Below are 20,763 nucleotides of genomic sequence, written 5' to 3'. Positions count from 1 at the left end.
GTTTTGAAAAACGGCTTACTTAAAATTTTCTTTTGTGAAAATAAAAATCTCAAAAAAGCACACATTATTTTCTTTTTTGATAAATAAAATACACAACCGAACAATTTAAGCACACGAAAATATACGGCTGAAGTAAGCCGAAATCAATCAGCTTATTTTTAATTCAAGATATCAAGCCGCAGGCAGTACAGGCTGTATGCAACCGATTCTGTTGCCGGTTGTACGGCTACGCAGTGGTTCTCTTTGAGCCGAGGCGTAGCAACACCGTAGCGAAAAGTAATTTAGTTGACTATAAATAACAACACAACCTGACATCTGTATCACATTATTCAAATCTTTTCCCGATTCAAATCTTTTCCCGTTTTGCCGAGCACTTTAATTCTTCGGCATTCAGTACAAAGCAGGCTTGGAAAAATAATTTTCCAACGGTTTGGGTAAGCCGTAATCGGGTAAATCCTGCTCGGCAACCCACAGGCCGTCTGAACGGTTTTCAGACGGCCTGTTGGAACAGGCAACGGCGGTAAAAGGGGTAATCAGCAATAATCGGTGGGTAAGTCGGTGGGTAAGGGGCAATGCTTCGTTAAGGCCGTCTGAACAGTCTGTAAACTTTTCGGCATAACGGTACATATCCTCAAGCGCTTCAAAACAGGGAACGCAATATAAGCCGCCCCAAATGCCTTTTGGCGGGCGTTTTTCCAACCATACTTCGCCTTTCGGATTGCGCAACACCAGCCAATACAGCGGCAGGGTGTGAACCTTCGGCGGGGATTTTTTTCGCGGCAGTTCGGCAATGCGGTTTTGGGCTTTGGCTTCGCAGATATCTTCCATCGGACATTGTGTACATAAGGGTTTGGTGCGCTTACACACGGTTGCGCCCAAATCCATTAAGCCTTGCGTGTAAGCCGGCATGGCTTCGCTTGAGTGCGGCAGCAAGCTTTCGGCCAAATCCCATAATTCTTGTTCGAATTTTTTATCGGACGGGTTGCCGTCGCGGGCAAACACGCGGCACAAAACGCGCTTCACATTGCCGTCTAAGATGGTTTCGCGTTGCAGAAAAGCAAATGCGGCGATGGCGGCAGCGGTGCTCCGGCCTACGCCGCACAGTTTTTCCAAGCCCTCGCGGCTTTCGGGAAATTCACCGCCGAAATCGTTTACCACTTGTTTGGCAGCTTTATGCAGGTTGCGGGCGCGGCTGTAATAACCCAAACCCGCCCACAAACTCAACACTTCGTCTTGACCAGCCTCAGCAAGGCTGCGAACGGTGGGAAACCGGGCGACAAAGCGGGGATAGTAGTCTAAAACGGTGGCCACCTGCGTTTGTTGCAGCATGATTTCCGAAAGCCATACGTTATAAGGATGGCGTACCTGCCACGGCAAGTGATGGCGGCCGTGTGCTTTCTGCCAGCGGACGAGGCGTTCGGAAAATGTGGGTGCAGACATAACTACGGTGCAGAAGGTATCAAAAAACGAAGTTTTTATAATATTTTGGAAGATGAATAATTAAGAATATTCAAGTTAGCAGGCATTCGGGCAAAGATGTTGCCATAAGCATGGCCGTCTGAATCAGTCAGTTTCAGACGGCATCACGAATCCGATATCAGAACAGCTGCAAAGCAACATAACCGTTTTGTTTTACAGCGTGAAAGTGGCACGGTCGCTACGGATGCTTGTACCCAACTCGGTTTCGATCAGGTTTTTGGTTTGAATGCAGATTTCATCGTTGCCAAACGCCAAACCTACGCCTTTGGGGCGGTTCACAGAGGTGCGCGCGGGGTTGATCCAAGCCACTTGGGTGCGCAGAAATCTTTTGCCCGGATGGTTGGTCAATTCAAGGGCAAGCAATACTTCTTCCCCCAAAGAAAAGGCATCGTCGGTAGGCACAAACAGGCCGCCGTGTTCCAGAAAAGGCATGTAGCAGTTATACAGGGCAACTTTTTCTTTTAATTGCAAAGTCATCATTTTGCCCGGCAGGTCTTTTGCGGTATCCATATATTTTCCCTTATTTATTTGTTTTGCCAAAAGTTAAGATACTCGGTGAGTAAGTATTCGAGCTGCATTTTAACACTCAAGGTATGGTGTCCGTAAGGGCTTAAACGGTTCAGACGGCCTATAAGTGCGAACAAAGCGGCAGGAGAAGTTTTTGCACCTGTTTTTTCCAGCGCAGCCGCGTATTGCGGGTAATACAGCGGCGGCATACGCTGTTGCGCCAAACCCACATCGAGCAGCCATTTGTGCAGCCAGTCGAGAAAAACCGCCAGCGGCTGTTTGTGTTTGTCGAATGCGGCGGCGTAATCGAGAATCGCCAGCAGGCGCGGGGCGGACAGCAGGTCGAGCAAATCTTGGCGAAGATCGTCCAAATCGGGAGTGTGTTCAAACAACGGCGCACCGCCGTGAAAAGCCAGCAACGCTTCGGCCTGCTCCGTGCCGCGTTGCTGCAAATACTGTAAAGCCTCTTGGTGCGACGGTGCGGGCAGCACCATTTGGCGGCAGCGGCTTTTGATGGTGGGCAGCAGTTTGTCGCGTGCGTGCGTTACCAGCAGAAACAATACGTTTTCAGGCGGCTCTTCCAGTACTTTGAGCAAACCGTTGGCCGCCTGAAGGTTCATGCTTTCGGCCGGATGCACCAACACAATCCGCCTGCCGCCGCGCACGGAGGTTAAATGAATGTTATCGACAATATCGCGCACGGCATCGATTTTAATCTGCAACAGCTTGCGCCCGACTGCCTCGCCTTCGGGGATTTCCGGTGTCAGCTCGTAAAAATCGGGGTGGCTGTTTTGGCCGAACAGATGGCACGACGGGCATACGCCGCAAGGCTCTCCTTCTGCTGCGGGGTTTTCGCACAACAGGGCTTGTGCGGTATGGCGGGCAAACGCGGTTTTGCCGGTGTTTTCCTTGCCGGTAAACAGCCATGCGTTAGGCAGATTGTGCCTGTGGGCGGCGATTTGCTGCCATTGGGTTCGATGCCACGGATAAATCATGTGAAAAATACACTTGAAAGAAAGCAGGCATTATACCTTAAGGATATTCAGGCCGTCTGAACCATTGTTTTCAGACGGCCTCTCAGGGTTTTGTTGGCACACCGATGCTCTTGCCGCAGCTTTGCAAACAGGCTTTGCAACCACCTCTTAAAACTGCTCGTCATGGCGCAGATAACGCCATTTTCCCGGCGGCAGGCGGCCCAATTTCACTTTGCCCATGCGGATGCGTTTCAGGCCGGTAACGCGCAGGCCGACTAATTCGCACATGCGGCGGATTTGGCGTTTTTTGCCTTGTTTCAACACAAAGCGCAGTTGGTCTTCGTTTTGCCATTCCACTTGCGCGGGCTTGAGCTTTTCGCCGTCGAGGCTCAGGCCGTGATTGAGCAGTTTCAAACCTTCGTCGCTCAACTTGCCGCGCACGCGCACGAGGTATTCTTTTTCACTGCTGCTGTTCTCGCCGATGAGCTGTTTGGCGATGCGGCCGTCTTGCGTCAACACCAGCAAGCCCACCGAATCAATGTCCAAACGCCCCGCCGGTGCCAGCCCGAAGCGGTGTTTTTCGCTGAACTCGATGCGGCTGGTGTCGCCTTCCCAATGGTTTTCGGGCGTAATCAGTTCGGCAGCCGATTTATAGCCTTTTTCGGCCTGTGCGCTTACATAACCCACCGGCTTGTTGAGCAGAATCGTTACCCGCTGCGCCTGCTTTTCGTGCGCCTGTTTGTTGAGGTCGATGCGGTCGGCGGCGGTCACTTTTTGGCCGAGTACGGCAGTTTGCCCGTTGACTTTGACCCAGCCTTGCTCGATGTAGCTGTCGGCTTCTCGGCGGGAACACAAGCCCAACTCGGCCATGCGTTTGGAGAGGCGTACCGGTTCGTTAGAGGGTGGTTGCATGATAAAAAAAGCCTTTCAGACGGCCTGAAACCTTTGCCGCGCCCACCGTCTGCTTGGCGCGCGTTCCGCCGGAAAACGCGCCCGCAACCGGTGCCGGCACACATACCGCAGCAGGCCATCGGTTAACCGATTATGTGTTAAAACGCAATTATATAGTAGGGAGAGCATCCTTGCCCGCCCCACGCCCGATATGTTTTTCAGACGGCCTATGCACCTGCGCCCACCGTCTGCTTTGCCCTTTACCCGCGGTTATCGGCTATAATTCGAGAGATATTTTCATTTGCACAAAAGGAAACGCCATGCCCAGTTTTTACCCTCATCCGATTATTGCCCGCGAAGGCTGGCCGTTTATCGTCGGCGGTTTGATTATCAGCATTCTGGTTACGGTGTCGGCAGGTTGGTGGTCGCTGCCTTTCTGGGTGTTTACCGTTTTCGCATTGCAGTTTTTCCGCGACCCCGCGCGCCCTACCCCTCAAGACGAAGATGCGGTGTTAAGCCCGGTGGACGGCCGCATCGTGGTGGTTGAACGCGCTACCGACCCCTACCGCCAAGTCGAGTCGTTGAAAATCAGCGTATTTATGAATGTGTTTAACGTGCATTCCCAACGCTCTCCCATCGACGGCACGGTAACGGCGGTGGAATACAACCCCGGCAAATTTTTAAATGCCGCGCTCGACAAAGCCAGCACCGAAAACGAACGTAACGCGGTATTGGCCACCACCCGCAGCGGCCGTGAAGTAACTTTTGTTCAGGTGGCCGGCTTGGTGGCGCGCCGTATCTTGTGCTACACCCGCGTGGGCGACACGCTGCGCCGCGGCGAGCGTTACGGCTTTATCCGCTTCGGTTCGCGTGTTGACGTATATCTGCCGTTGGACGCACAGGCGCAAGTGGCCATCGGCGACAAAGTAAGCGGCACCAGCACCATTTTGGCACGCCTGCCGCTGACCGCGCCGGCCGCACCGAAAACCGAACCTGTCCGCCAAACTGCCGAAACCCAAACAGCAGAAGAAGTGCCGGCTGTGCAGAATTTCGCTGCCGAACCCGCTTCCACACCCGCGGCTACCGAAGCGGTTGAAACCGGCCACACCGTCAGCCAAACCGACATCGAAGCCTCAGCCGAAAAAGTACGCGCGGCAGTTGAAAAAGAATTCGGCAAACAGGAATAAGGGGGTTTCGCACAACCCTATTCTCTTGGTCTGATGAGGCCGTCTGAAAAAAATCCCGCAGTTTCTTGTAACAAGAGCTGCGGGATTTTTTCAGACGGCCTCAAACTTTATTTACAAACTTTCCAACGCCTGCTGAACATAATCGGGCGTTAGCTTGTTCAAACAATCCATATGCCCCAACGGGCATTCGCGCTGAAAGCACGGCGAGCAGTCCAAATTCAGGCTCACTATGGCGGCTTGGCTGCTTAAAGGCGGCGTGTGGTCGGCGCTGGAAGAGCCGTAAACCGCCACCAGTTTGCGCCCCAATGCGGCGGCCAAGTGCATCAGGCCGCTGTCGTTGCACACTACAGCGTCGGCACATCCGAGCAAATCTATCGCTTCCGACAAACTGGTTTTGCCGCACAAATTGACACACAGGCCGTCTGAAAGCGTATTGATTTCTTCTGCAATATCAAAATCTTTTTGCGAACCAAACAGCCAAACCTGCCAACCTTGCGCCTGATAACGGCGGGCGAGTTCGGCAAAATGGCGCGCGGGCCAGCGTTTGGCCGGGCCGAATTCTGCTCCGGGGCAAAACGCCAGCACAGGCTTTTCTGTATTCAAACCGTGCGCGGCCAAAGCTGCACTGCGGCTTTCAAGTTTGATGCTGAACAGGGGATGGTCGGAACGGCCGTTGAAATCGGCTTGGGAAGGATGCGCCAGCGCGGTGTAGCGGTCCACCATCAAAGGCAGCGCCTGTTTGTCGAGCTTGCGGATATCGTTTAACAGCAGATAGCGCGATTCGCCTACATAACCGGTGCGCTTTTTGATGCCGGTAGCCGCGGCAATCAGCGCCGACTTGAGCGAACCGGGCAGCACAATCACCTGATCATAGCCGCGCTTGCCCAACACCCTGCCCGTTTGAATGCGTTTTTTGAGTTGCAAAGCGCCGTGTCCGAACGGGTTTTCAATAATGTCGTTCACTTCGGGCATGCGCTCGAATACCGCCATCGACCACTTCGGCGCAAACACATCAATGGTTACACCGGGATTAAATTCGTGTAAACGGCGGTAAAGCGGCTGGGTCATCACGCAATCGCCGATCCAGCTGGGAGAAATAATCAGAATTTTTTTAGGCATATTTAAAATACGGTGGCTTGTGTATGTTTTTCAACCGACCCGGCAACATAACCGAGCCGCTTATTGTACCTTTTATAGCCAATCAACTTCACTTTTTAATGTTAATTCGGGGCTGCTGCGGCTTACCGCCGTGTATTCAAAATAGGTTATTGACCGTAACGTGCCGCACTCGGCACACAGAATTAAATTTATTGGTGCGGTTCAATATAAGGTTCTGCTTCCGGCAGCCAGCGTATCGGCGATATCGTCGGCCAATGTGCCGCAATCCTCCCAACTCAAATTGCCGATGGTGATGCGCACGGCGGGTTGTTTCGACAAATTAAACGCCGCTCCGCTCTGCACCGCCCAACCTTTGGCTGCCAAAAACTGAATCACCTGTGCCTCGTTCTGTACCGGCAGCCAAATATGCTGGCCCTCCCCGCTGCTTCCCGGCACGCTGATTCCGTGATTGTTCAAGCACTCGATCAAACGGCAACGGCGCGCATGATAACTTTCTGCCACAGCCTTGAGGCCGTCTGAACCGAGTTGCCGCCACAGTTGCAAAGTAACATGCTGCAAAAGTTTGCTAATCCAGCGCGGCCCCAGCGAAAAGCGTTTTTTCATCGCCTTGAGTGTATGGCCGTTACCGGCGGCAATGGCAATCCGCGCATCGGTACCGAGAAACTTGCTGGTCGATGTACTGTAAATCCATTCGTTATCAAAACCTTGCATGCCGTAAAACGGATGGCGGCTGAGCGCGCCCCAATGGTCGTCCACAATCAGCAGCGCATTATGTTGCGACAACGCCCGCTGCCATTCCTGCCAGCGGCGGCGGCTGTAACAAACCCCCGTCGGGCTGTGTGCTCGCGCCGTTAAGATAACGGCAGACACGCCGCTTAAGTCGTCATGCTCCGGCACCAGCGCGCCTTCTTCGTCCAATTCGGCGGGCACGGCTTCGAGGCGCAGGTTCGACAACAAGGCCAGCAAAGGCAGCCAACAAGGGCTTTCCACCAACACTTTGGCACCGGGCATACAACGCTGACTAAGGGCGCGTTCCATAATGTCCAAGCTGCCGGAAAACAACACTATCTCGCTGTTTTCAATGCCGGTGTTGTCGCGCAGCCAATGTTCGATATGTGCCATCAACTCGGGATTGTCGCCCCTGCCGCCGACGTCGGTTGCCAAATGGTAGCCGTCCAGCAACGAAGGCGGCAGCTCCGGCAACAGTTTGCGGTCGACATTGCCGGAAGCCAAATCCACCAAACCTTTCGGCACGGCGCTTTCGGTGTGCAGGATTTCGGTTTTTGCCGGCACGAAACTGCCTCGCCTACCGTCGGTGGCAATCATACCGGCATCACGCAACTGCTTGTAAGCAGCCGATACGGTATTGGGATTGACCCCCAAATCTTCGGCCAAATTGCGCACCGTAGGCAGCCGGTAGCCCGCAGGCCACACTTCTTCGCGTATCAGGCTGCTGATGGATTGGGCGATATTGACAGCGGTGCTTCCTTTAGGTTTTAATTCCACAATACAAAATCCGTTTTGTTCTAATACAAAATAATTTAATGGATTTTTTCTTGAGAGGCAAGCGTTACTTGCCAAGCGCACAACTCCGGCACGGCAAGGCGCAAACGCAAACCTTGATGATTTCGGCTGTTTCAGACGGCCTCCCGTTTTAACCTTCTTGAGGCCGTCTGAAATCATGAAACTGTTATAATAAGCAAATCAGGCCGTTGGAAAACGCGCCGTAAAACATAAAAAATTTAAGGAACACTGTGATGTCTAGCGAACAGAAAGGCAAAACACCCAACCAGCCCAAAGAGCAGGTTATCCAACTTTACCAAGGAGCCAAACGCATTCACCCCAAACTGGCCAAAGGCCGTTTCAGCAATCTGCGCATTTTGGCGGTATTGGCAACGCAATTTGTGTTTTATGTGATTCCGTGGTTCAACTGGAGCGGCCGCCAAGCCGTGTTGTTTGATATTCCCGAGCGCCACTTCTATATTTTCGGCCTCTCGTTGGGTACGGGCGATTTGATTTATCTGACGCTGCTGCTGATTATTTCCGCGTTCGGCCTGTTTTGGTGGACGACCATCGCCGGCCGCTTGTGGTGCGGCTATTCCTGCCCGCAAACGGTGTACACCGAAATCATGTTGTGGATAGACCACTTGGTTGAAGGCGACCGCAACAAACGCCTGAAACTCGACAAAGAACCGTGGAATTTCCGCAAAATCCGCATCAAGCTGACCAAATACCTGCTGATTTTCGCCGTATGCGCGTGGACAGGCATCACCTTTGCCGGCTGGTTCACCCCCATCCGCGAGTTCGTACCGGCCATCTTTACTTTGCAGGCCGGAGGCGGTTCGCTGTTTGCCGCCGCATTCTACGGCTTTATGACGTGGCTGATGGCGCACCAAATGCGCGAGCAAGTGTGCAAATACATGTGCCCGTATGCCCGCTTCCAAAGCGCCATGTTCGATAAAGACACGTTGATTATCTCTTACGACGAAGAACGCGGCGAACCCCGCGGCGCACGCAAAAAATCCGCCAGCAAAGAAGACACCCAACTGGGCGACTGCATCAACTGCACCATGTGCGTGCAGGTATGCCCCGTCGGCATCGACATCCGCGACGGCCTGCAATACCAATGTATCGGCTGCGCAGCCTGTATCGATGCCTGCGACGAAATCATGGATAAAATGAACTATCCGCGCGGCCTCATCCGCTACACCACCGAAAGCGCACTCAAGCACGAATACGCCGACAAAGACATCAAAAAACGCCTGCTGCGCCCGCGTGTGATCGGCTACGGAGCGGTATTGTTGGTGGCCGTAACCGCCATGATTACCGGCATCGCCACCCGCGCAACCATGAGCGTAGACATCATCAAAGACCGCGGCGTGATGCTGCGCGAAAACAGCAACGGCTGGCTGGAAAACGCTTATAATCTGCGCATCATCAACGACAGCGAACAGGAACAGGTGCTCACGGCCAAAGTCAGCGGTTTCGACGAAATCGCCCTAACCGGCCTGCCTTCAGACGGCATCAAAGTTCCGCCGAAAGAAACCATTACCGTGCCGGTACAAGTATCCACCATTCCGGAATATGCCGACAAAGGCAGCCATCCGATTGAGTTTGAATTTACCTATCGCGAGAGCGGCAGCAACGAAACCAATACGCTTACTGAAAAATCATCGTTTATCGGAGAATAATGTGACCGACCGCGCCAAAAAATCCAAAGTTTGGTACAAAGAACCGTGGCCCTGGCTGCTGATGGCGGGGCCCGCCATCGTGGTGGTTGCCGCTTTTTACACTTTCTATCTGGCCAAAAGCAATTCCGCCGATTTGGTCAGCGACGATTACTACAAAGACGGTAAACACATCGACTTACAGCTGCACCGCGACGCAGAAGCCCTTAAGCGCGGCATCACCGCACAAGTGCTGATCAGCCCCGATAAAAACGCCGCCAAAGTTTTCGTGAGCGGTGATTTCGACCGCAACAAAACATTGAATTTGGTATTGATGCATCCGGCCAAAAAGTCTGACGACCAAACCGTGAAACTGCAAGCCGTCCAAAGCGGCACGCTTTCCGGCAACAAAGCCGAATACAACGCCGTATTCAAGCCCCTGCCCGCTACCCACCACTGGTATGTACGGGTCGAAGATACCGACGGCAAATGGCGCGTAGAAGAGAAATGGATTGAAAACCAAGGCTATGCCGTCAATCTCAAAGCCAAAGAAAAACTGGTTGACCTTCCCGCCTCCGACCAGTAACCGTTACCGTAACCATTTTGCCGGAACAGATATATTCAAAAGGCCGTCTGAAAACCATTTTTCAGACGGCCTCACACCTTTACAAAACCTTCGAATGTTAATGCAGTTCAACACGCAGCAACCCGACGAATGCAAGACATATCACACAGATAAGCAAACAGTCGGGCAACGCACAACGCCGAAATGCGCCGCAACCGGGGTTTTGTAAAGGGCTCAGACTCTCGCCTCAACACTATCTGTCGCAAATATCAATCACACAATCATTTTTTTCATGCCGTTTGTAGTCCGACGAACACATAATTTGTTAGACTTATGCCCTTTTCACATTCCTACCCGTTTTGCCGCCATCATTAATCTATGTTTGCAACATACGGCAAGCCGCCGCAAGACCGTAGCAAATCAAGTCTGTTTGCAATATCGGGGCAGGCACATATCAAACAGATAAGTAAGCGGGCATACCGCAGACAGGGGTTTTATAAAAGTCTCATACTGTATGAGCCGCCAAACATACCCCAACCCGGGCTAAACGGGCACGCAACAGGCACACAACTTTAACCCATATCAATCAGGAAGTTTATGAAACGCAAACTCTCGCGCCGCGCGTTCCTAGCCGGCTCCGCCGCCGTTACCGGCACAGCGATGCTGGGCGGTTATAAAATCTACAAATTATTTTCCCCGCAAACGCTCGAATCTTCCGTTAACGCCGCCGTCAACGCCACCTACTATCCGCCCGCCCTGCTCGGTTTGCGCGGTGATGCCGACGGTGTTCAAAGAGCCGCCCACAGCATCGCTCTGCAAAACAAAAACTACACCCTGCCCGGTGCGGCCGAAGAACATTACGATCTCGTTGTTATCGGTGCCGGCATCAGCGGCCTGACTGCAGCTTATCTCTACCAAAAACAACGCCCTCAAGCCAAAATCCTGCTGCTCGACAACCACGATGATTTCGGCGGCCACGCCCAACGCAACGAATTTACCGTTAACGGCAGACTGCTTATTTCCTATGCAGGCAGCGAATCCATCGATTCGCCCGAATCCGAATATTCCAAAGAATCGCTCGCCCTGCTCAAAGATATCGGTATCGACTACACCAAATTTGCCGATTATTTCCATCAAGATTTATACGAAACCAAGCGCAAACTCAAAGAAGGCATTTTCTTTAACGCCGCTTCGTTCGGCAAAAACGCCGTTGTTGCCGCCGTACCTGAAGCAGGCGAAGAAAAAGCAGCCGATATCATCAACCGCTTTCCGCTGCCGGAAGCCGACAAAAAAGCACTCATCGCACTTTACACCGCCCCGGCCGACTATCTCGAAGGCAAAACCGACGGCGAACGTGCCGATTTTGCTGAAAACACCAGCTATTACGACTTCCTGAAAAACGAAGCCAAACTGCCCGAAGGCGCATTGAAATATCTCAAAAACATCAGTTCCGAATATTGGGGACACGCCATCAACGCCATCTCCGTGCAGGAAGCACTGGAAGACGGCTACCCCGGCGTGCAAAACCTCGGCCTGACCCACGAAGCATCGGAAGAAGAACCCTATATCTACCACTTCCCCGACGGCAACGCCTCCATTGCCCGAATGCTCGTCCGCAAAATGATTCCCGATTCGGCACCAGGCCACACGATGGAAGACATCGTTTTGGCCAAATTCGACTACGCCAAACTCGACCTGCCCGAAAACCAAGTACGCCTGCGTCTGAACAGCACCGCACTGCGTATCGAAAACAATTCGGACGGCGTAGCCGTTGCCTACATGCCGCACGATGGCGAAAACCTCAAACAAGTGCAGGCCAAACAAGCCATTTTCGCCGGACACAGCGCACTGGCCGCCCGCGTGATCCCCGAAATGCCCGATGCACAAAAAACTGCTTCGCTCACCAACGTCAAAGTGCCGATGGTTTATGGCAAAGCCGTGGTCAAGAACTCCAAAGCCTTCCAAAAGCTCGGCGTGCATTCACTCTACGCACCCGACGCACCCTATTGCCTCGTCAAACTCGACGACCCCGTGAGCATGGGCGGTTATCAGTTTCCGCAAACGGCAGACGAACCCATGGTTATCCACATGGTTCGCATCGCCACCGATTTCACCGGCCAAACCGCCCGCGATATGTATAAAAGCGGCCGCCGCGCCTTAAACAGCCAAAGTTACGAGAGCCTTGAAAAAGAAATGCTTGATCAGCTGCGCAGCATTTACGACGTTGCCGGTGAAAAGCTCGATACGGTGTTGGTGGCCGTTACATTAAACCGCTGGGCGCACGGTTACAGCTACGAACAAACCGGTTTGTGGGATTCGGACAGCAGCGCAGAAAACGCCACCTCATCCATGCAAAAGCGCATAGGCAACATTTTTATTGCCGGAGCCGATGCCGCATGGATGCCTTATGTCAACGGAGCCATCGACCAAGCCTACCGTGCCGTGGAAGAAGCATTGGCTTAATTGCGGAGCCGTTATTGTTTAACCGGTAAAGCAAAACCGTTGAGGCCGTCTGAAAAACAGATTTCAGACGGCCTCAACGGTTTTAAGTTTTTAAGACAAAGCAGCATCTACCGCAGCTAAGGCATGAATTTGAGCGCTGTCGAACAGAGGCAGCGGACAATCGTTTTCTTTCAACAGCAAACCGACTTCCGTACAACCCAAAACCACACCTTCTGCCCCGCTTTCCTGCAAACGGCGCACCACTTGCTGATAATAACTTTTGGAATCGGCGCAAACCCTGCCCAAACACAGTTCTTCAAAAATAATCCGGTGGATTTCCGCCTGCTCTTTTTCAGACGGCACCATAACGTCCACACCGAGCTTGACCATCCGTTCCGAATAAAAACCGTCGCTCATGGTAAACCGTGTGCCCAACAACCCGACACGCTTCACGCCTCGGGCTTTGACCGTCTCCGCAGTCGCATCCACCACATGCAGCAACGGAATATCTACAGCCTGCTCAATCACATGTGCGATTTTATGCATGGTATTGGTTGCCAACACCAACACATCCGCACCCATGCTCTCCAATTTGCGCGCACTTTCCGCCAACAACGCTCCGGCAGCTGCCCAGTCGCCTGCTTTCTGCAACGCTACAATCTTTTCAAAATCAACACTGTGCATCAAGATGTCGGCACTGTGGTTGCTACCCAAGCGCGCATTGGTTTCACGGTTGATGATTTGATAATACAACACGGTACTCTCTGCACTCATGCCGCCGATGATGCCTAATGTTTTCATTCTGCTTACTTTCCGAAACCGTGCAACACCATGTAAGTATGCCGCACAACCAAATCTGAAACCTTTGCTTCCGACTGTGTATGCAATACAAGAATCAGCAGCACAGCGAGAACAGCAAACAATCCAGAAATGGGCTGCATAAGAGGATTATCCAAAGGCCGCAGGCCGTCTGAAACACGGCTCCCGTTTCTATGTAACAAATAAACTGGTTGATACAAGACGGCAAACCGTAAACAGTATAAGCAACACCCTAAATCACATAGAAATACACGCAGATAAATTGCGCCAAGCTTCCGCCCAGCACAAACAGATGCCATATACCGTGGGCGTGTTTGATTTTATCGTCGTTGATAAACCAATAAATGCCTGCACTGTAAAGCAAGCCGCCCAACACCAGCCAAAACAGACCTTCCGCCGGCAAACTCTTGGTAAGCGGATAAATCGCCACCAAAATCAGCCAGCCCATCAACACATATAAAAACATCGAAAGCCTGCGTTTTTCACTTTTACGGCTGATGGTCAATTCCTGAATGATGCCGAAAAGGGCCAAACCCCAAGATACGCCGAAAAGAGACCAACCCCATGCACCATGCAGCGATACCAAAGTAAAAGGCGTATAGCTGCCGGCAATCAACAGATAAATGGCGCAATGATCGATTTTCTGCAAAACCGCTTTAGCCTTAGGCCGCGAAACGCTGTGATAAACCGTTGAGCCGGCATAGAGAATAATCAGACACGAACCATAAGCGGCCGCACTCACGATTTTATACTCATCCATCGTTTCCACCGCCTTAACCAGCAAAAATACCAAGCCGGTTACGGCCAGCAGTGAGCCCACCAGATGGCTGTACGCATTAAACCGTTCGCCTACATACATAATTAATAATCGTTTTTATCTTTAATAACGCTGCCAGTGTACTGTATTTTAAAAAGCAAATGCAGCCCGAAATGATTAAATAAATTTAAAAGAGGCACGCCCGTTCAACTGATCTTCAAGCCCGAATAACTTTTCCGGCACACAAACCGACTATGCTGCAAACACCTTATAGCAAAGCCTTACGGCTTTTCAACCAGCCCGCCCACACCAGCAAACCTACAAAGCCGAAATACAGCACGCTCCATACCGGCAAAGGAATGCCCAAAACATAATCGGGAACGGCGCAATCGCCGAAACCGCGTATCACCGGCTCATACCACTCAAACAAAGGCCAATCGCGCAAACGGAAAGTCCACGGCGCACCGCATGCCGGAGCCGCACCGGGCGGCAGGCTTTGAATATAAAGCTGATAAACCGCAACCCCTGCGCCATAAACCGCCGGAATACTCACCAACAGCGCACTCACCATACGCGCCGCCTTACCGGTTTGGCTGAATAACGCGCAAACCAAAGCCAAAAAACCTACCGCCATCACAGCCAAACGTTGCAGAATACACAATACACAAGGATTCAAACCCATCACATATTGCGAATAAAACGAACCGAATGCAGCACATGCAGACAACAGCACGATAAACCACAATACTTTTCGGAACCCGTTCATTTCATCAACACTCCATTTAACACATCATTTGCAGCACAATCTTCACACGCCAACCGAAACAGATTCGATTCGTTTGAGCAGCCTGAAACCTTTGCATAAGGCCGTCTGAAACAGCTGTTCAGACGGCCTCAGCCTACAACTTATTGCGAAGCAGCCCAATCATCCCGCGTATGCTTGGCCGTTTCAAAATAACGGTACAAAGCCGAAACATCGGCATTTTCCAACATAGCAGCCAATGCAGCGAGCTGCTTTTGCTGACCATATAACAACGTGAGCAAACTCTCTTTATTGGCCATACAGATATCCGCCCAAATCGCCGGATGGCTGGAAGCAATACGCGTAAAGTCCCTAAAACCCGAGGCGGCAAAATCAAGATAAGTCGAGCCGTCCGCATGCGTTGCAATCTGATGCACATAAGCATAAGCCAACAAATGAGGCAAATGGGAAACCGCAGCAAAAACCGCATCGTGCTCATCCGCCCCCATCCGGCAAATGCGCGCCCCCACCGCCTGCCAAAGCGACTCCAGCATCAAAAGGCCGTCTGAATCCTCTTTTCCGTGCGGACAAACCACCAACTTTTTGTTTTGAAACAACCCGAACTGCGCCGCCAGCGCCCCGCTGCGGTCCGACCCTGCAATCGGATGCGCCGCAACACATCGGGGCAGATGCTCAGGCAGATAACGGCGGAAAGCATCAATCGCCGATTGCTTGGTACTGCCCACATCCGTAATCACAGTATGGCTATCCAACAGCGGACACAAACTGCGGCAAACATCAGGCAGCGTCGCTACCGGAGTGGCAATCACCACCAAATCGGCTCCCGCCAACGCTTCCGCACAAACCGTGCCGAACGCCTCATCAATTACCTTGCGCTCTAAAGCCCGCTCCAAATTACCGGCATTCAAATCCACGCCCGCCACCTGACCCACCAAGCCTTTGTGTTTTAAATCAAGCACAAAAGAACCGCCTATCAGGCCGACGCCGATAAGCGTAATCTTTTTAAGCGGAGCAATGGCAGTCATATTGAATTCATCAGGTAGCGACATGGCAGGAAACGCAAGTTTACTCCAACAGCCTGCCACTTAACAGGGGCTGAATAAGTGAAAGAGAACTAAACAGCAAAAGATACAAACCGGAAAGATAGAAACTCACAAACCGTACAAACCGGCAAACTTTAACAACTGCTCCCATGCGCCCCAAAAGCGATATGTTGCAAAATAGAAGTATTCAAAGCACATCAAACACACAATTCGTTAATGACATTTGTTTTTAAATCAACAATGATTTACAATTTCTCATGTTTGTTATGAATTGTAAGCCAAAGCACTTCCTGCCCGGCTGTTTCCGTTATTGAAAAAGGGGATATTATGTCTAAAAAATTGCCTTTAAAACACATCGCACTGACTGTTATTTGTTCTGCCGTATTGGCAGCATGCGGCGGTGGCGGTTCACCCGATGCCAAGCTCGTCGATAACGCCATTTCCGCACGAAAAGTAATAAATATGATTGAAGCGTTAGACAGCGTTGAAAAAATAGATGCGGGAGACGCACAAAGCATCAAAAATGCTCAAAAAGCATACAACAGCTTAAACGATAGCCAAAAGGCCCTGATCAGTAAACAAACGGTTGAAAAACTGGAGGCGGCATTGGCTGCTTTGGCAGGATTATCTAACGACAGCAACCCCGCCGACCCTGCAAATCCGCAACCTGACCACACTTCGGAAATTAAAGACAACAAAAGCCTGGCACCCTTAAACAAACCGGCTCCTTTGCATACTTCTTTTATTTCATCTTCAGGCGCCCAACAGCACAATCCCCACCTTCAATTGAGACAGGTTGACGGCAAACCTGCTTTTGTAGATAACCAAATCGGCCTGATCCGCAGTCTGCTTCTAAACAAAAATGATGAAGTGGTATTAGACGGCGCAGTATTAACCAACCGTGCCGAAAACAATCCGGCCACTCAAGTCGAGTTTTTAACTCCCGATTCGTCTATTACCAAATATACGCCTGCAGGTTCTACAAAAGAAAACATCTCTCCTTTGTTTGGTAAAAAAGAGGGCGTTTATTCAGAAGTTAAAACAACTTTGGATGAACGTATCAAAGCCGAATTTAAAGAACTGAAAGAAGCTTGGGAAACCTTGAAAGATCCTGAAGCAGATCCTAAAGCAATTGCTGATGCCAAGAAAAAAATTAAAGAAGCCCAACCCCGTTATGCTGATGATTTTGAATATAACGATATATTGGAAATAGCGAAAAATCATCAAGAAGCCTTTGATGTTACAGGCATAACAGGTATTTTGAACAAAGTTGCCGACGATTTCAAAAATGCTCAAACATCTGTCAAAGAAATAGATGACGCATGGAAGAAAGTCAACAATGGTGATGAAAGCGGCTGGGAAGCCCTGAAAAAATGGGAGCCCAAACACACCGACAAACTGCTCATGAGAATTGTATTAGATGCTAACAGTAACAATGCGATTGACGGTATGAAAGAAAATGCCAATAAAACTGCTGATGCTCTACACGGTATTGCTTATGTCCACAAAGACAAAAATAAATTGGATTTCGACAAACCTTTCGGCGGAGTATATGTAATTAAATTCATAAACGGCGTACGTATTACTCTCCATGATCCCGCCGCAGCCGGATGGACGGAGCAAACTTTTGCACACTATGTAGATTTAAACAATTATATCAACCATGGTTACCAAAGCTTAGGTAATGAAACCCCTGTTTCGGATGTTCCTACCGAAGGTACAGCAACATACAGAGGCTTAACAACAGCTCACCTTACCGAAACCGGCAAACCCGCCCGTCAATTAACTGCAAATGTAGTGGCCGTTGCCGATTTTGCTAAAAAAGGCCTGACGTTTAAAACTTCTAATACTCACTTCCATACTTTGGAACAAGGCGCAAGGGTATCAACCCCTGCTGCCGGTTACGATATGTCCGGCTCTGCCTCATGGGCAGTAAACAGCAATACCTTTAAAGGCGAAGCTGCTACCGCACAACACGGTTTCAAAGGCAGCTTGAACGGCAAGTTCTACGGAACCAAAGTAGATGAAATCGGAGGCACTTACGGCTTGTCTAACGGCAACCAGCAATTAATTGGCGGTTACGGTGCAAAACGCCAATAACCATATAAACCGTTTGTAAACTGTTCAATATGAATAAAGGCCGTCTGAAACAAAATGTTTCAGACGGCCTTTATTCATGATTGGTATTTAACAGCAGCCGGGCATCGATGCCCGGCTGCTGTATTGAGTAAAACGCCAATAACGACTTTTTGCAAATTAAATGATATTAAGCTTTCTGCAAACGGTTATCCAATGCCCAAACACCTGCACCGGCTGATGCGATGTAAAGGAAAATAAAGCAGAAGAGAGCTGCCGGCTCGCCGCCGTTTAAGAGCGGCAGGAAAACCGAAGGTGCGCTGTGCGCCATAAAGTAAGCAACTGCCATTTGACCGGCAAGAATAAAAGCTACCGGGCGGGTAAACAGGCCGAGCAGTAACAATATGCCTCCGACTACTTCAAAAATACCCGCCAGCCCGTAAATAGACATAATCTGCATGTTGTCGAACATTTCAACATGGGGCAGAGCGAACAGTTTTGCCGTACCGTGCAATATAAACATATAAGCGGTTGTGATACGGAGAACGGCCAGTAAAACCGGTTGGTAACGTGATAAAGCGTTCATAAAATTTCCTTTTGTTTGTGTGTGTAATATTGAAGAAGGCGCAGTATATTGCTTTCCTTTATGTTAATATACAATCGTTTTATTGAAAGAACATTTCTTATTTTTAAATAATGGATACTCTGTTCAGTTTGAAAGTTTTCCGCCAAGTGGTTCAGAACGGCAGTTTTACGCGTGCGGCGGACCAACTCGGCATTTCCACGGCCATGGCAAGCAAACATGTGAGCCATTTGGAAAATACGGTTCAAGCGAAACTGCTGCACCGCAACAGCCGCAATCTGCACCTTACCGAAGCGGGTGAGGCGTATTTCCGCCAATGCAGCTATGCCTTGGATACGCTCGATACTGCGGCGCGGATTGCCGCCAGCGGCACAGACAAGCCGCAAGGTGTGTTGCGGATTGCAATGCCGCAATGGTTTGCCAATCCGCGCGTGAGCGGCTGGCTTACCGAATATTGCCGCCAATACCCCGATGTTTCGCTGGACTTACAGTTAAGCAACCGCCATGTTGATTTGATTGCTGAAGGTGTGGATTTGGCTTTGCGGGTTTCAAACGACCCCAATCCCGCACTTATCGTTAAGCCTTTGGCCGATATAGAATTTTATCTTCTCGCTTCACCCGACTATCTCAAACGGCACGGCACGCCGAATACGCCTGAAGAAATGTCGCACCATCTTGCGGTTTTGCCTTCATACACTGATATGAGCAATATCGAAATACAGCATTCAGACGGCCATACGGAAACTTTATCGCTAAATACTTATGTGCGTTGCGACAGCACGCTGATGACGGGGCAGCTGATACGCGAAGGCATAGGTATCGGCTACCAACCGGCATGGTGCACGGAAAAAGATATCCATGCCGGAAAACTGGTGAAATTGCTGCCGGATTATAAAATCCACCGTTCCCGACTCTACGCGGTTTATGTAGACAGAACGTTTCTCAGCGCGAAAGTCCGCAGCATGATTGATTTTTTGAGTGAAAAAACTGCTTTGTAGCCAATATCTTTAAACCGTTTAATTTTCATCACGGTTCCGCCATACTCGTCCGTGGCCCGAATATGGCAACGTGCTATTTTTTAAGCTGGTTCACTATAATTTAACGGTAGAGATAACTACACTTTCATAAAAAAACGCCGCACCGTATAAACGGTTGCGGCGTTGTTCATTCAGACGGCCTGCCGTAGCTTGCCGTTCAGTTTAGAAACAGTCGGCGGGCACTCTTACCCAACCTTCCATAATCACACGCGCGCTGCGGCTCATCACGGCTTTGGTTGCCGTCCACTTGCCGTCAACTTGCTCGGCAGCCGCACCGACGCGCAAAGTGCCTGAAGGATGGCCGAAGCGGACTTCGTTACGCCCGCCTCCGCCTGCGGCCAGATTAACCAGAGTGCCCGGAACAGCGGCGGCGGTGGCAATAGCCACAGAAGCCGTGCCCATCATGGCATGATGAAGCTTGCCCATACTCATGGCACGCACCAACAGATCAATATCGCCGGCTTGGATGTTTTTTCCGCTGGACGACACATATTCTTTCGGGGCAGACACCCAAGCAATTTTCGGTGTGTGTTGGCGGGTGGCAGCTTCTTCAAGATGGCTGATCAAACCCATTTTCAAAGCACCGTGTGCGCGGATGGTTTCGAGCTTGGCCAAGGCGTCTGCATCATTATTGATATCGTCTTGCAGCTCCGTTCCCGTGTAGCCGATGTCTTCGGCATTCACAAAAATGGTGGGAATGCCGGAATTGATCAAAGTGGCTTTCAGACGGCCTATACCGGGCACATCCAATTCGTCCGTCAAATTACCGGTGGGGAACATATCGCCTTCTCCGTCGGCAGGGTCGAGAAACTCAATCTGCACTTCTGCGGCAGGAAACGTAACGCCGTCCAGCTCGAAACCGCCGGTTTCCTGCACCTCGCCGTTCGTAACCGGCACATGGGCAACTATGGTTTTGCCGATATTTTTTTGCCAGATACGCACGGTACACAAACCGTTTTCAGGTATTTTGGCAGGATCTATCAGGCCGTTGGCAATGGCGAAAGCACCCACGGCAGCAGTAAGGTTGCCGCAGTTGCCGCTCCAATCGACAAAAGGTTTATCGATGGAAACCTGCCCGAACAGATAATCCACATCATGATCGGGGCGGCTGCTTTTATCGAGAATCACGGCTTTGCTGGTAGAAGAACTGGCGTTGCCCAAACCGTCGATTTGTTTGCCGTAAGGGTCGGGGCTGCCAAGTACGCGCAAAAGTATTTTGTCGCGCGCGTCGCCCGGCTGTTGGGCCGCCTGCGGCAAATCGCTGAGTTTGAAAAATACGCCTTTCGATGTTCCGCCGCGGTAGTAGACCGCCGGAATTTTAATTTGCGCCGGATAAGCAGTCATGTGGTGGTTC

At 50.9% G+C, this 20,763-nt stretch carries 18 protein-coding genes; 6 read left to right on the top strand and 12 right to left on the bottom strand.

Features of this window, described 5'->3' with window-relative positions; all coding sequences use genetic code 11:
- Positions 1–390 precede the first annotated feature (390 nt).
- From mutY to LVJ88_RS03390, 4 genes are all read right to left on the bottom strand, one after another.
- Positions 391–1,440 (bottom strand): A/G-specific adenine glycosylase, encoded by a 1,050-nt coding sequence (gene mutY / locus LVJ88_RS03405; RefSeq protein ID WP_085418226.1) that lies wholly within the window; start codon positions 1,438–1,440, stop codon positions 391–393.
- Between the two features lie 192 nt (positions 1,441–1,632).
- Positions 1,633–1,989, bottom strand: coding sequence for a PilZ domain-containing protein (locus LVJ88_RS03400; RefSeq protein ID WP_054598893.1), 357 nt, complete (start codon positions 1,987–1,989; stop codon positions 1,633–1,635).
- A gap of 14 nt (positions 1,990–2,003) precedes the next feature.
- On the bottom strand, positions 2,004–2,981 hold the full coding sequence (locus LVJ88_RS03395; RefSeq protein WP_085418227.1) for a DNA polymerase III subunit delta': 978 nt from the start codon (positions 2,979–2,981) through the stop codon (positions 2,004–2,006).
- A 147-nt stretch (positions 2,982–3,128) separates the two neighbouring features.
- A complete protein-coding gene (locus LVJ88_RS03390) occupies positions 3,129–3,872 on the bottom strand; it encodes a pseudouridine synthase (protein ID WP_085364011.1) in 744 nt (247 codons plus the stop codon).
- Between the two features lie 299 nt (positions 3,873–4,171).
- Between LVJ88_RS03390 and LVJ88_RS03385 the strand changes: the two genes are divergently transcribed.
- Positions 4,172–5,038 carry a phosphatidylserine decarboxylase gene (locus LVJ88_RS03385; protein WP_085418228.1) on the top strand — a complete coding sequence of 289 codons (867 nt, stop codon included), beginning with the start codon at positions 4,172–4,174 and terminating at the stop codon, positions 5,036–5,038.
- A gap of 111 nt (positions 5,039–5,149) precedes the next feature.
- On the opposite strand, the gene waaF is transcribed toward LVJ88_RS03385, so the two are convergent.
- Both waaF and LVJ88_RS03375 read right to left on the bottom strand, forming a co-directional pair.
- The gene (gene waaF / locus LVJ88_RS03380) at positions 5,150–6,157 is read right to left on the bottom strand and encodes a lipopolysaccharide heptosyltransferase II (protein WP_085418229.1); all 1,008 of its coding nucleotides are present in this window, start codon (positions 6,155–6,157) and stop codon (positions 5,150–5,152) included.
- Positions 6,158–6,358: 201 nt separating this feature from the next.
- Positions 6,359–7,663, bottom strand: coding sequence for an aminotransferase class I/II-fold pyridoxal phosphate-dependent enzyme (locus LVJ88_RS03375; RefSeq protein WP_233127545.1), 1,305 nt, complete (start codon positions 7,661–7,663; stop codon positions 6,359–6,361).
- Positions 7,664–7,914: 251 nt separating this feature from the next.
- Between LVJ88_RS03375 and ccoG the strand changes: the two genes are divergently transcribed.
- The 3 genes from ccoG to LVJ88_RS03355 all read left to right on the top strand — a co-directional run bounded on the left by ccoG (position 7,915) and on the right by LVJ88_RS03355 (position 12,352).
- Complete coding sequence (ccoG, locus tag LVJ88_RS03370; protein ID WP_085418230.1) at positions 7,915–9,348, top strand: cytochrome c oxidase accessory protein CcoG; 1,434 nt, start codon at positions 7,915–7,917, stop codon at positions 9,346–9,348.
- Between the two features lie 61 nt (positions 9,349–9,409).
- Positions 9,410–9,910: a FixH family protein gene (locus LVJ88_RS03365; RefSeq protein ID WP_233127552.1), complete on the top strand. Its 501-nt coding sequence runs from the start codon at positions 9,410–9,412 to the stop codon at positions 9,908–9,910.
- 576 nt (positions 9,911–10,486) lie between these two features.
- Complete coding sequence (locus LVJ88_RS03355; RefSeq protein ID WP_085418232.1) at positions 10,487–12,352, top strand: NAD(P)-binding protein; 1,866 nt, start codon at positions 10,487–10,489, stop codon at positions 12,350–12,352.
- Positions 12,353–12,442: 90 nt separating this feature from the next.
- Here the strand turns inward: LVJ88_RS03355 and LVJ88_RS03350 are convergent, their stop codons facing one another.
- The 4 genes from LVJ88_RS03350 to LVJ88_RS03335 form a co-directional block, all read right to left on the bottom strand.
- Positions 12,443–13,132 carry an aspartate/glutamate racemase family protein gene (locus tag LVJ88_RS03350; protein WP_085418233.1) on the bottom strand — a complete coding sequence of 230 codons (690 nt, stop codon included), beginning with the start codon at positions 13,130–13,132 and terminating at the stop codon, positions 12,443–12,445.
- Positions 13,133–13,382: 250 nt separating this feature from the next.
- Positions 13,383–14,009: a PAQR family membrane homeostasis protein TrhA gene (trhA, locus tag LVJ88_RS03345; RefSeq protein WP_085418234.1), complete on the bottom strand. Its 627-nt coding sequence runs from the start codon at positions 14,007–14,009 to the stop codon at positions 13,383–13,385.
- A 166-nt stretch (positions 14,010–14,175) separates the two neighbouring features.
- Complete coding sequence (locus LVJ88_RS03340) at positions 14,176–14,673, bottom strand: disulfide bond formation protein B (RefSeq protein ID WP_085418235.1); 498 nt, start codon at positions 14,671–14,673, stop codon at positions 14,176–14,178.
- A gap of 140 nt (positions 14,674–14,813) precedes the next feature.
- Positions 14,814–15,695, bottom strand: a complete 882-nt coding sequence (locus tag LVJ88_RS03335) for a prephenate dehydrogenase (protein WP_085418236.1) — start codon at positions 15,693–15,695, stop codon at positions 14,814–14,816.
- Between the two features lie 345 nt (positions 15,696–16,040).
- On the opposite strand from LVJ88_RS03335, the gene LVJ88_RS03330 reads away from it, so the two are divergent.
- Positions 16,041–17,813 carry a transferrin-binding protein-like solute binding protein gene (locus LVJ88_RS03330; protein ID WP_085356574.1) on the top strand — a complete coding sequence of 591 codons (1,773 nt, stop codon included), beginning with the start codon at positions 16,041–16,043 and terminating at the stop codon, positions 17,811–17,813.
- A 166-nt stretch (positions 17,814–17,979) separates the two neighbouring features.
- Here LVJ88_RS03330 and LVJ88_RS03325 read toward each other — a convergent pair whose 3' ends face one another.
- Positions 17,980–18,375: a DoxX family protein gene (locus LVJ88_RS03325; protein WP_054598881.1), complete on the bottom strand. Its 396-nt coding sequence runs from the start codon at positions 18,373–18,375 to the stop codon at positions 17,980–17,982.
- 110 nt (positions 18,376–18,485) lie between these two features.
- On the opposite strand from LVJ88_RS03325, the gene LVJ88_RS03320 reads away from it, so the two are divergent.
- Positions 18,486–19,370, top strand: coding sequence for a LysR family transcriptional regulator (locus LVJ88_RS03320; RefSeq protein ID WP_085418237.1), 885 nt, complete (start codon positions 18,486–18,488; stop codon positions 19,368–19,370).
- Positions 19,371–19,571: 201 nt separating this feature from the next.
- Here the strand turns inward: LVJ88_RS03320 and prpF are convergent, their stop codons facing one another.
- On the bottom strand, positions 19,572–20,753 hold the full coding sequence (gene prpF / locus LVJ88_RS03315; RefSeq protein ID WP_085356572.1) for a 2-methylaconitate cis-trans isomerase PrpF: 1,182 nt from the start codon (positions 20,751–20,753) through the stop codon (positions 19,572–19,574).
- Between the last annotated feature and the right edge of the window lie 10 nt (positions 20,754–20,763).

Source organism: Neisseria dumasiana (genome assembly GCF_022870885.1).
Lineage (GTDB): Bacteria > Pseudomonadota > Gammaproteobacteria > Burkholderiales > Neisseriaceae > Neisseria > Neisseria dumasiana.
The sequence above is the reverse complement of the archived record's forward strand: the minus strand, read 5'-3'. Positions and strand labels throughout refer to the sequence as shown.